At 73.6% G+C, this 12,702-nt stretch carries 4 protein-coding genes; 3 read left to right on the top strand and 1 reads right to left on the bottom strand.

Annotated features, from left to right (window positions below):
- Positions 1–8: 8 nt before the first annotated feature.
- The gene (locus tag AB0G59_RS12085) at positions 9–9,674 is read right to left on the bottom strand and encodes an SDR family NAD(P)-dependent oxidoreductase (protein WP_360910614.1); all 9,666 of its coding nucleotides are present in this window, start codon (positions 9,672–9,674) and stop codon (positions 9–11) included.
- 755 nt (positions 9,675–10,429) lie between these two features.
- On the opposite strand from AB0G59_RS12085, the gene lspA reads away from it, so the two are divergent.
- From lspA to AB0G59_RS12070, 3 genes are all read left to right on the top strand, one after another.
- A complete protein-coding gene (gene lspA / locus AB0G59_RS12080) occupies positions 10,430–10,969 on the top strand; it encodes a signal peptidase II (RefSeq protein WP_360910612.1) in 540 nt (179 codons plus the stop codon).
- Between the two features lie 73 nt (positions 10,970–11,042).
- Positions 11,043–12,269, top strand: a complete 1,227-nt coding sequence (locus AB0G59_RS12075; protein WP_360910610.1) for a PLP-dependent aminotransferase family protein — start codon at positions 11,043–11,045, stop codon at positions 12,267–12,269.
- Between the two features lie 48 nt (positions 12,270–12,317).
- Entirely contained in the window at positions 12,318–12,689 is a 372-nt protein-coding gene (locus AB0G59_RS12070; RefSeq protein ID WP_360910608.1) for a nuclear transport factor 2 family protein, read from the top strand.
- Positions 12,690–12,702 lie beyond the last annotated feature (13 nt).

Here is a 12,702-nt window from a genome sequence, read left to right as displayed (position 1 = left end):
TTTACCTCTTAGCGCGACAGCTCGTTGTCGAGAGCATCGAAAAGGTCGTCGTCGGAGATCTCGTCGAGATCGTCGGCGGAACCGTTGGCGGTGGGGGAGTCCTGCAGGGCGTTCCACTTGCGCAGGAGCGCCTCCAGGCGGGCTGTGATCTTCGCGTGGGCCTTGCCGTCGCCGGAGAAGGCGGACATCGCCGCGTCCATGTGGTCGGCGTCCGCGAGGATGCGGACCTCCGGGTCGGCCTCTTCGGGGACGAAGGTGGCCAGCAGGAGATCGACGATGGCGTCGGGCGTGGGGTAGTCGAAGATCAGCATGGCGGGCAGCTTGAGCCCGGTGGCGGTGTTGAGCCGGTTGCGCAGCTCCACGGACGTGAGCGAGTCGAAGCCGAGCTGCTTGAACTCCTGGTCGGTGGCGACCGTTTCGGGCTTCGGGTGGCCGAGCACCGCCGCGATCTCCGTACGGACCACGTCCTTGAGCGTTTCGCGCCGGTCCTGCTCGGACAGCGGCGCGAGCCGCTCGGGCCAGGAGGCGGCGCCCGCACCGGAGGCCGCGGCCACCGTGCGCCGGGCGGCCGGGACCCGGACCAGCTCCCGCAGGAGGGCGGATACGCCGGTCGCCGTCGTGTCCTCGCGCAAGCGGGTCACATCGAGCGGCAGCGGGGCCAGGAGGGACTCGGTGGCCTGCCAGGCCGCGTCGAACAGCGCGGTGCCCTGGGCGGAGGAGATGGCCTTGAAGCCGGACCGCTCCAGCCGGTTGCGGTCGTTCTCCCCCATGTTCCCGGAGATGGCGCTGGTCTCCTCCCACAGGCCCCACGCCAGGGACGTGGCGGGCAGCCCTTGGGCGCGGCGGTGCTGGGCGAGGGCGTCCAGGAAGGTGTTCGCCGCCGCGTAGTTGGCCTGGCCGGCGTTGCCGATGAGCCCGGCGATGGAGGAATACAGGACGAACGCCGACAGGTCCATGTCGCGGGTCAGCTCGTGCAGGTTCCAGGCGGCGTCCACCTTCGGACGCAGCACGGAGGAGACCTGCTCGGGCCGCAGCGAGGAGACGATCCCGTCACTGGCCACGCCGGCGGTGTGGACGACGGCGGTCAGCGGGTGCGCGGCGGGCACGGTGGCCAGCAGCGCGGCCAGCGCGTCGCGGTCGGACGTGTCGCACGCGGCGATGGTCACCTGGGCGCCGAGCGCGGCGAGTTCGTCGCGCAGCGCGTCCGCGCCCTCGGCCTGCGGGCCGCGGCGGCTGGTGAGCAGCAGGTGCCGCACCCCGTGCTGCGCGACCAGGTGTCGTGCGACCAGGGAACCGAGCGTGCCCGTACCGCCGGTGACCAGGACCGTGCCCCCGGCAGCGGGAGCGCTCGGCACCGTGAGCACGATCTTGCCGATGTGCCGGGCCTGGCTGATGTACCGGAACGCCTCCGGCGCCCGCCGGATGTCCCACACCGTGACGGGCAGGGTCTCGAGCGCACCCGCCTCGAACAGCTCGACGAGCGCGAGCAGCATCCGCTGGATGCGGTCCGGCTCGAGCCACATCAGGTCGAACGCCTGGTACGCCGCGTCGGGAATCGACTCGGGCTCGCGGATGTCCGTCTTGCCCATCTCCAGGAACCGCCCGCCCGGCCGCAGCAGCCGCAGCGAGGCGTCCACGAACTCGCCGGCCAGCGAGTTGAGGACCACGTCGACGCCGTCGGCGTCCGCCGCCCGCAGCTCCCGGCCGAAGCTCTCCTCGAATTCGAGGTCGCGGGAGGAGGCGATGTGCCGGTCGTCCAGGCCCAGCGAGCGCAGCGTGTCCCACTTGCCCGCGCTCGCGGTGCCGAAGACCTCGGCGCCCAGGTGGCGGGCCAGCTGCACGGCGGCCATGCCGACACCGCCGGCCGCCGCGTGCACCAGCAGCCGCTCGCCCCGGCGCAGGGAGCCCAGCTCCACCAGGGCGTGATAGGCCGTCAGGAACACGGCCGGCACCGACGCCGCGCGGGCGAAGGTCCAGCCGGCGGGGATGCGCACGAGCAGCCGGTGGTCGGCGACCGCGACCGGCCCGAACGCGCCGGTCAGCAGGCCCATCACCCGGTCGCCCGGGGCCAGGGAGGCCACGCCGGGACCGACCTCGGTGACCACGCCCGCGCCCTCGATTCCGGGCGGGCCGGCCTCGCCGGGGTAGAGCCCCAGCGCGTTGAGCGCGTCGCGGAAGTTCAGCCCGGCGGCGCGTACGTCGATCCGTACCTGCCCCGGCTCCAGGGGCGCCAGGGACTCGGCGTGCGCCCGCAGCGACAGGGCGTCCAGCGAGCCGTTGGCCGCCACCTCCATGCGCCAGGCGGCCTCGCCCTCGGGGGCCTGCAGCAGCCCCTTGCCGGAGTGCCGGGCCAGACGGGCGGCGAGGACCGTGCCGCCGCGCAGGGCGAGCTGCGGCTCGTCGCAGGCCGACGCCAGGGCCACCGCCGTACGCAGCGACGACCACCCGGCGTCCGGCTGCTCACGGGCGTCGAGGTCGACCAGGACGAACCGGTCGGGGTGCTCGGTCTGCGTGGAGCGCAGCAGGCCCCACACCGCCGCCTTCGCGACGTCGGCGACCGCCTCGTCGGGACCGGCGGCGACCGCACCGCGGGTGAGCACCACCAGGCGCGCGGCGTCGAACCGCTCCGCCGCCACCCAGTCCTGCACCACGGCCAGCACGCGCCGCGCCGCGGCGTGCGCGTCGGTCACCACGTCGGCGCCCGCGTCCCCCAGGCAGGGGAGGAGGACGACGTCGGGCACGGGAGCGCCCTCGTCGACGGCCCGGGCGAGGGCGGCCACGTCGGCGTACACCGGCGAGGCGGCCGGCCACGGGCCCGGCGCGCCGGCACCGAGGACGGCCGGGGCCGCCTCCGGCAGACGGGCGTCCCCGGGCAGCGCGACCTCGGTCCAGTCGATCCGGAACAGCGACTTGTTGCCGCCGCCGGAGGCGCCCGGCCGGCCGGGCGCCATGGCGCGCAGCGCCAGCGACTCGACCGTGGCGATCGGCGCTCCCGTGGCGTCGGCCAGCGTGATGGACACCGCGTCCGTGCCGGTGGGGCTCAGCCGTACGCGCAGCGCGGTGGCGCCGGTGGCGTGGACGGCCGCACCGGACCAGGCGAAGGGCAGCCGCACCCCGTCCGTGGAGTCCAGGACCAGCATGTGCAGGGCGGCGTCCAGCAGCGCGGGGTGCACGCCGTAGCCGGCGGGGTCCGTGCCGTCGGCGAGGTGCACCTCGGCGTAGACGTCCCGGCCGAGCCGCCAGGCGGCCCGCACTCCCTGGAAGGCGGGGCCGTAGGCGTAGCCGCCCGCCGCCAGGTCCGTGTAGAGGCCGGCCACGTCGACGGGGGTGGCCTCCGGCGGCGGCCAGGCGCCGCCCAGGCCGGCTGGTTCGGCCGCGCCGCCGTCGGCGAGGACGCCGGAGGCGTGCCGGGTCCACTCCGCCTCGTCAGCGGTGGTGTCCGGTCCGCCCGCGCCCTCGGCGGGCCGGGAGTGGATCGTCACCGACCAGCGGCCGGGCTCGGCGGCGTCCATCGCCACCTGCAGATCCACGGCCGACTGCTCGGTGAGCACGAGCGGCGCCTCGAGGGTGAGTTCCTCGACCACGCCGGAGCCGACGAGGTCACCGGCGGCGACGGCCAGGTCCACGAACGCGGTCCCGGGCAGCAGCACCGCTCCGGCGATCGCGTGGTCGGCCAGCCAGGGGTGGGTGCGCAGCGAGATCCGGCCGGTCAGCAGCCCGCCCTGCCCGTCGGGACGGGAGAGGGCCGCGCCCAGCAGCGGATGACCGGCCGCGGCCAGCCCGGCGGCCGTGACGTCGGTGGCGGGCGCCGACTCCATCCAGTACGTCTCGTGCTGGAAGGCGTAGGTGGGCAGGGCCACCGGGGACGCGCCGGGGAAGACGGCCCGCCAGTCCAGGCCGGCGCCGCGCGCGAGGGCGTGGCCCAGCACGGCGGCCACCGCGGCGATCTCGTCACGCCCCGCGCGCAGGCTCGGCACGGCGACGACGCCGGCCTCGGTGCCCTCGGCGGCTTCGCCCAGGCAGTCGTGGGCCATGCCGGTCAGCACCCCGTCGGGACCCAGCTCGACGAGCGTGCTCACGCCGTGCCCGGCGAGGCAGGCGACGCCGTCGAGGAAGCGGACCGGCTGCCGGATGTGGGACACCCAGTACGCGGGCGACCGCAGCTGCTCGACGGTGGCGAGCCGGCCCGTCACGTTGGAGACGACGGGGACGGCCGGCTCGTCGAACCGCAGCCCGTCCAGGACGGCGCCGAACTCCTCCAGCGCGCTGTCCATGTGCGCGGAGTGGAAGGCGTGGCTGACCCGCAGCCGCTTGGTCTTGCGGCCGGCGCGGTCGAACCGCTCGGCGACCTCGTCGGCGGCCCCGGCGTCACCGGAGACCACCACCGACCGGGGACCGTTGACCGCGGCCACCGCGACCCGGTCGCCGTAGCCCTCCAGCGCGGCCAGGACCTCTTCCTCGGACGCCTGGACGGCGACCATGGCACCGTCGCTCCGGGCCGCCTGCATCAGCCGGCCCCGGGCCGCCACCAGCACGGCGGCGTCCCGCAGCGAGAGGACCCCGGCCACGTGGGCGGCCGTCACCTCGCCGATGGAGTGCCCCAGCAGATAGTCCGGCCGCAGACCGTAGTGCTCCATGAGCCGGAACAGCGCGGTCTCCACGGCGAACAGCGAGGCCTGTGCGAACACGGTCCGGTTCAGCAGCTCCGCGTCCTCGCCGAACACCACCTCGCCCAGCGGGCGCGGCAGTTGCTTGTCCAGTTCGGCGCACACGGCGTCGAAGGCCGCGGCGAACACCGGCGACGCCTCGTACAGCTCCTTGCCCATGCCGAGCCGCTGCGCGCCCTGGCCGGTGAACAGGAACGCCAGCTTGGCCTCCCGGCCGCCCTGCGGGGCCTCGGACCGCACGATTCCCGCGTGGGGGGTGCCGTGTCGGAGTGCGTCGAGTGCGGCGGTGTGGTCGGTGGTGATGACGGCGCGGTGGGGGAAGTGGGTGCGGGTGGTGGCGAGGGAGTGGCCGATGTCCGCGGGGGAGTGGTGGGGGTTGGCCTGGAGGTGGTGCTGGAGGCGTGCCGCCTGGTCCTGGAGGGCCTGGGGCGACTTGGCGGTGAGGAGCCAGGGGGTGACGGCGGTACGAGGCGCGGGTACGGGTGCCTGAGCGGCTTCCGCGCCGTCCGCGGCCTCTTCGGCCTCTTCGAGGATCAGGTGGGCGTTGGTGCCGCTGATGCCGAAGGAGGAGACGGCCGCGCGCCGCGGGTGGTCCGTCCTCGGCCACGCGTGGTCGTCGGTCAGCAGCTCGATGGCGCCGGCTTCCCAGTCGACCTTCGCGGTGGGCTCGTCGACGTGCAGGGTCCTGGGCAGCTTCGCGTGGTGAAGCGCCATGACCATCTTGATGATGCCGGCGGCGCCCGCGGCGGCCTGGGTGTGGCCGATGTTGGACTTGATGGAGCCGAGGTAGGCGGGTGCGCCGGTGGTGCGGTGCTGGCCGTAGGTGTTGAGGAGTGCGTGGGCTTCGATGGGGTCGCCGAGGGTGGTGCCGGTGCCGTGGGCCTCGATGGCGTCGACGTCGGCCGGTGCGAGGCTGGCGTCGGTCAGGGCGGCGCGGATGACGCGCTCCTGCGACGGTCCGTGGGGTGCGGTGAGTCCGTTGCTGGCGCCGTCCTGGTTGACGGCGGTGCCGCGGATGACGGCGAGGACCGGGTGGTTGTTGGCGCGGGCCTGGGAGAGAGGTTCGAGCAGCAGCATGGCGCTGCCCTCGGCGAAGCCGGTGCCGTTGGCGGTGGAGGCGAAGGCGCGGCAGCGCCCGTCAGCCGACAGACCCCGACGGCGACTGAACTCCACCATGGTCCGCGGCGTCGCCATGACCGTGGCGCCGCCGGCCAGGGCCATGCCGCACTCGCCGCGGCGCAGGGCCTGGACGGCGAGGTGGGTGGCGACCAGCGAGGAGGAGCAGGCGGTGTCGACGGTGATCGCCGGCCCCTCCAGCCCGAAGGTGTAGGCGATACGGCCCGAAGCGACGCTGTTCTCGTTGCCGGTGAGCAGGTGCCCCTCGTACTCGACGGGAACCACGGGCGGCTCGTAGTTGTTGCGCATCACACCGGCGAACACGCCCGTGTCACTGCCGCGCAGCGTGCCCGGGTCGATCCCGGCCCGCTCCATGGCCTCCCAGGCGTTCTCCAGCAGCAGGCGCTGCTGGGGGTCCATCGCCGCCGCCTCGACCGGGCTGATGCCGAAGAACGCCGCGTCGAAACGCCCCGCCTCGTGCAGGAACCCGCCGCCGGTCGCGTAGAACTTCCCCGACGCGTAGGGGTCGGGGTCCGGGTCGTAGAGCGCGTCCAGGTCCCAGCCGCGCTCGGTGGGGAAGCCGGAGATCGCGTCGGTGCCCTCGGACACCAAGTGCCACAGGTCCTCGGGCGAGTTCACGCCGCCCGGGTACCGGCAGGCCATGCCGATGATCGCGATCGGCTCCTGGTCGTCGACGGGACCGCGCCGTGCCACGGCGGCATCGCGGTGCTCGCCCGTCGCCTCCGCGCGCAGCCGGTCGGCCAGCAGGCCGGGCGTGGGGAAGTTGAAGATCAGGGTGGGGGAGAGGGGCAGCCCGGTCGCGGCGGTGAGCCGCTCCAGGAACTCAACCACGCCCACCGAGTCGAAGCCCAGGTCCTTGAACGTCCGCGTGGGGTCCACCGCTTCGGGCCCGGCGTGGCCCAGGACGGCGGCCGCGGTGGAGCGCACGAGGTCCGCGAGCTCCTCCCGGCCGAGCGCCCGCACACGATCACCGGGCTCGGCGGCGGCCTCCTCGGGGGAAGCGGGCGGCGTGACCAGGTGGGTGCGCCGCCAGTCCGCCAGTGCGGGCAGGACCTCCCGCAGCGCTGTGCGCCGCTCCTCGTCCATGCCGAGCGCGTCGGCCAGCGCCACCGCGTCCGCGCGCTCCACCGCCTGCCAGAAGGGGGCCTCGGCGGCACCGACCCGGGCCGTGCCCTCCAGCCAGTGGCGCTGCCGCTGGAAGCGGTAGGTGGGCAGCGCGACCCGGCGTGCCGGACCGTCGCCCAGGCCGGCGCGCCAGTCGACGTCCACGCCGCGTACGTACAGCTGTGCCACGGACGTCAGCAGACGGCGCAGGCCGCCCTCGTCGCGCCGCAGCGTTCCGACGACCGTCGCCGGATGCGTCCGGCCGTCGCCGGTGGCCTGCCCGTCCACGGTCGGCTGGAGCGCCGTCGTGAGCACGGGGTGGGCGCTGACCTCGACGAACGTCCGGTGGCCGTGCTCCAGCAGGGTGCGGGTGGCGTCCTCGAACCGTACGGGCCGGCGCAGATTGCCGTACCAGTAGTCGGCGGTCAGCTCCGCGGTGTCCAGGGCCTCGCCGCTCACGGTCGAGTAGAAGGCGACCTCGCCCGACCGGGGAGCGATGCCGGCCAGGGCTTCCAGCAGTTCCTCGCGCAGGACCTCGACGTCGGCCGAGTGGGAGGCGTAGTCGACGGGGATCACACGGGCCCAGGAGCCCTCGGCCTCGCACTCGGCCACGAGGTGCTCGACGGCCTGTGCGCTGCCCGAGACCACGGTGGAGAAGGGCCCGTTGACGGCCGCGACCTCCAGCCGGCCCTCCGCCGTCCGCAGCTTGTCGCGGACCTGCTCCACCGGCACCGAGAGGGTGGCCATCGCGCCGGTGCCCGCGAGGCGGGCCAGGGCCAGGCTGCGCAGGGCCACGATCCTCGCCGAGTCCTCCAGGGACAGCGCCCCGGCCACGTACGCGGCCGCGATCTCTCCCTGGGAGTGCCCGACCACGGCGTCCGGGTGCACGCCGAAGGAGCGCCAGACGTCGGTCAGCGCGATCATCACGGCCCACAGGGTGGGCTGGACGACGTCGACGCGCTCGAGCGCCGGAGCGCCCGGTGCCTCGTTCAGCACGTCGGTCAACGACCAGTCCACGTACGGTCGCAGCGCCTGGTCGCAGGCGGCGATGCGGTCCCGGAAGACGGGGGATCCGGCGAGCAGCTCACGGGCCATGCCGGCCCACTGCGAGCCCTGCCCGGGGTAGACGAACACCGTCTTGCCCGGGGCGCCGGCGGTGCCCCGCACCAGCGCGGCGTCGGTGCCGTCCGCCGCCACGGCGTCCAGCGCCCGCGTGAACTCCTCCTGCTCGGAGGCGATCACGACGGCGCGGTGCTCCCAGGCGCCGCGCGTGGTGGCCAGGGACAGCGCCACGTCGGCCGGGCGGAGCCCGGGGGCGTCCGCGAGGAACTCCCGCAGATGCCCGGCCTGGGCGCGCAGCGCCAGGGGGGTGCGGCCGGAGACCACCCACGGCACGACGCCGTCCCCGCCCGTGCCGCGGGACTCCCGCTCCCCGCCCGCCGGGGGCTCGGACACGACCACGTGGCAGTTGGTGCCGCCGATGCCGAACGAACTCACACCGGCGACGAAGGAACCCGCCTCGCCACCCCATACGGCGTCGTCCGCCCTCGCGTCCGTCACCACGCGGAGCTTCCACTCGGCGAGCGGGATGTCCGGGTGCGGCGTCGTGAAGTTGAGGCTGGGGGCCAGGTTCCGGTGCTTGATGCACAGGGCCGTCTTCACCAGGCCGACCACGCCGGCGGCCGCCTCGAGATGACCCACGTTCGTCTTGGCCGAGCCGACGAGCAGCGGCGACGCGTCGGTGCGCGGGGCGCCGAGCACGGCGCCCAGCGCGGCGGCCTCGACGGGGTCGCCGACCTTGGTGCCGGTGCCGTGCAGTTCGACGTACCGCACCTGGTCCGGGCCGATGCCCGCCCGCTCGTAGGCGAGCCGCAGCACGTCCTCCTGCGCCGAGCGGTTCGGGACCGTCAGGCCGTCGCCGCCGCCGTCGTTGTTCACCGCGCTGCCGCGTATCACGCAGTAGACGGAGTCGCCGTCGGCCAGGGCGCGGGAGAGGGGCTTGAGCACCACGACCGCGCCGCCCTCGCCGCGCACGTAGCCATTCGCCCGGGCGTCGAAGGTGTGGCAGCGGCCGTCGGGGGAGAGCGCGCCGAGCCGGGCCATGCCGATCGCGGCGTCGGGCAGCAGGTTGAGGTGCACACCGCCGGCCAGTGCCAGGTGCGACTCGCCGCGCCGCAGGCTCTCGCACGCCATGTGCACCGCGGCCAGCGACGACGCCTGGCCGGCGTCGACGGTCAGGCTCGGGCCGCGCAGGCCCAGGGCGTAGGACACGCGGTTGGCGATGATGCCCCGCTGGGCGCCGGCGACCGCGTGCGGGCTCCGGGTCGCGGTGCCGCTGCGGTCGAGGAGGGTGGCGTAGTCGTTCGACGCCGCGCCGATGAAGATGCCGGTGGGGCCGCCGCGCCACTGGCCGGAGACGATCCCGGCGTCCTCCAGCGCCTCCCAGCTCAATTCCAGGACGAGCCGCTGCTGCGGGTCCATGACGGCGGCCTCGCGGGGCGAAATGCCGAAGAACCCCGCATCGAATTGATCGACGTCGTCCAGGAATCCGCCCCGGCGCGTACGGTCCCTCAGCTCGTCGGGAAGGTCCGCGGCCGACAGCGCGTCCTCGGGCCAACGCCCCGGGGGAACCTCACCGATGGCGCTCTCGCCACGGCTCAGCAGGCGCCAGAACTCCGCGGGACCGGCCGCTCGCGGAAGCCGGCAGGAGAGGCCGACCACCGCGATGTGATCTTCCTGCGTCAGGTTCTCTTCCGAGGTGTTCATTCCCGAGGTGTTCCGTTCCGAGGCAGAGTCGGAAAACACGTCGTGCAGGTCGGTCACTGCGCCCCTCATTCACCATGGCGATGCGCGGGCGTCAACTGGTAACAGCCCAAGTCCGAATTGGAATATCAGCGCACGCGGCTCTGTGGCGCGCGCGGCTCGAATACACGTGAAACGGGACCCCTGTCGCGTCCGCGAGTCCCCCGACTCCCCCTGTCAGTAACGCCTGGCGGCTTCAGTCGCGAGAGGACGTCGTACAGGGGTGCCGTCACCAAGTCGTCCGCCCCCCGTGGCGTCGCGCCGCCGAACCGCGCGATTCAGACACTGTCATGAGGGGGCATGTCTTGGGCAAGGGTTGATCCAAAGTAACCGTCGAGATCGAGCCACCGGGAGTCCGGTGACGGTACGGGGAAAAATGCCCCATGAAGGAACGTTCCACTCGGCGACAGTGGCCCGGGTGTCCGGAAAGGGGCGGGTGAGACGGTCGCGTCCCGGCCGGTCGGCCGGGCCTCCTCCGCCTCCGCCTTGGCGAAATATCGATCACGACGCCCTCAGTTGATCGAGCCTCGAGGGAGGTCGACGGAAGGAAAAACGCCAGGTCAACGCCCGAAGGCGGGATCGGATACGAACGGTTGTGCCGCTTGGGGCTGGCCTACACTGCTCGTGCGCCGCCAGGGTGCTCGGCGAGCCGGCGGACGGTGTGCCACCACACAGCACGAGGAACGTCATTGACCAGCGCACAGACCACGGAGAACCCCATGACGACGAGCGAATCCACCGATGCCCTGCCGCGGCGGACGGGCCTCGTCGTCATCGTCGCGCTGGTGCCGCTGGTGCTGGATTTCGTCACCAAGCAGATCGCGCTGGCGCACTTCTCCGCCGACGAACCGGTGCGGGTCCTCGGCGGTCTGCTCCGGTTCAGCCTGGTGACCAATGGGGGCGCGGCCTTCTCCATCGGCGAGGGCTCGACGTGGCTGTTCAGTCTGGTCAAGTTCGGTGTGATCTGCGGCATGCTCTGGTTCTCGCTGCGGATCCGCTCCCGCATCTGGGCGGTCACCTTCGGCCTGATAATGGGCGGCGCGGCCGGGAACCTGGTGGACCGCGTCTTCCGTGCCCCGGCCCCGCTGGAGGGCCGCGTCGTGGACTGGATCCAGCTGCCGAACTGGCCCGTCTTCAACGTCGCCGACATGGCCGTCGTCTGCGGCGGCGCCCTCGTGGTGTGGGCGTCCTTCCGCGGCATCAACATGGACGGAACGATCGAGTCCGACGAGCCGGCGGAGTCCGCCCGCAAGGACTGAACGTCCCCGCTCCGCAGACGACTTCGGCATTCCGCGCCGCGCGTGCAGCGCATTCGACTACCGAGGAGTCCTCGTGACGCACACCCGTATTCCGTTCGGTGGGGAGGAGCTCGGGCCGCTGCTGGCCCGGCGCACCCACCGGGTCCGCTCCGACGCCCTCCGCGACATCCTGGCCGCGGCGGCCATGCCGGGCATGCTGTCCCTGGCCGGAGGCATTCCGGCGGCCGAGAGCTTCCCGGTGGACCGGATCACCGATGTCATGGGCCAGGTCATGGCCCGTTCCGGAACCGGCGCCCTGCAGTACGGGCCGACCGAGGGCCTGCCGGCGATGCGCGAGGCGCTGGCCCACCAGGCGAGCGCCACGGGCGCCACCGTGCCCGCGTCCCGGGTCATGGTCACCAGCGGCAGCCAGCAGGGGCTGGACCTGGTGGCCCAGGCGCTGCTGGACGAGGGCGACACGGTGGCGCTGGACGACCCCAGTTACCTGGGCGCCGTCCAGGTCTTCCAGCGCGCCGGAGCCCACCTGCTGGCCGTTCCCGGCGACAGCGACGGGATACGGACCGACCTCCTGGAGGAGCGGCTCGCGGCCGGCGCCCGGTGCAAGCTCGTCTACGTCGTGCCGAACTTCCACAACCCCACCGGCGCGGTCCTCAGCGCGGAGCGCCGCGTGCACCTGGCCGCACTCGCCGACCGCTACGGCTTCCTGATCGTGGAGGACGACCCGTACGCCGCCCTGACGTTCACCGGCGAGCGCCTGCCCTCCGTGGACGTGCACAGCGACCGTGTGATCCGGCTGATGAGCCTGTCCAAGACGCTCTGCCCGGGCCTGCGCGTGGCCGGGCTCGTCGCCCCCGCCGCGCTGATCCCCGAGCTGGTCGCCGCCAAGCAGTGCGGCGACCTGCAGACCAACACCCTCGGCCAGTACGTGCTCGCCGACCTGCTGGCCGACGCGGACTTCCTGCCCCGGCACACCGAGCGGCTGCGCGGTCTGTACCGCGACAAGGCCCAGGCGCTGGCGGCCCTGCTGCGCGAGCGCCTGCCCCGGCTCTCCTTCGGCGAGCCGCGCGGCGGCCTGTTCCTGTGGTGCACGGTGGACGACGACCGCGTCACCGCGGAGGCGCTGTACGCCAAGGCGCTGGCCGAGCGCGTGACGTTCGTCCCCGGCGCCCACTTCTGCGTCGAGCGGGACGGGTCGCACCTGCTGCGGCTGTCCTACGCCTCGCTCGACGACGCGCAACGACGGGAAGCCGTGGACCGGCTGTCCGTCGCCTTCGAGAAGGTCCTGGCCGACGTCGGCTGACGTCGCCGCCGCATCCGCAGCACACCAGAAGAACACCAGGGGGACATCATGACCACACCGCCCGCCGAGCGCTCAGCCGACGTCCTGGTCGGCGACCTCTTCCACGTCATCGACAACCGCCACTGGGACGACCTCGCCTCGGTGTTCGACCAGGACGCCGTCTACGAGCGTCCCGGGTACGAGCCGTTGGAGGGCCTGGAGCGCATCCGCCGGTTCTACGAGCACGAGCGCATCATCGCCGCCGGACGCCACCACGTGGACCATGTGGCGGGCGGCACCGGGGCGGTGGCCTGCTGGGGCCGCTTCCTGGGCAGCAGCAGGGACGGCGTCGCCCTCGACGAGGCGTTCGCCGACACCTATGTGCTCCGGGACGGCAAGATCCTGCGCCGTAAGACGTTCTTCTTCCGGCCGGCCATCTGAGCACCGCGCGCCG

Origin of the sequence: Streptomyces sp. NPDC021096 (assembly GCF_040641275.1) — a bacterium.
Classification (GTDB): Bacteria; Actinomycetota; Actinomycetes; order Streptomycetales; family Streptomycetaceae; genus Streptomyces.
The sequence above is the reverse complement of the archived record's forward strand: the minus strand, read 5'-3'. Positions and strand labels throughout refer to the sequence as shown.

Coding starts and splice junctions, on each gene's coding strand:
- AB0G59_RS12085 (WP_360910614.1), bottom strand. CDS start 9,674: ATGAACACCTCGGAAGAGAACCTGACGCAGGAAGATCACATCGCGGTG.
- lspA (WP_360910612.1), top strand. CDS start 10,430: ATGACGACGAGCGAATCCACCGATGCCCTGCCGCGGCGGACGGGCCTC.
- AB0G59_RS12070 (WP_360910608.1), top strand. CDS start 12,318: ATGACCACACCGCCCGCCGAGCGCTCAGCCGACGTCCTGGTCGGCGAC.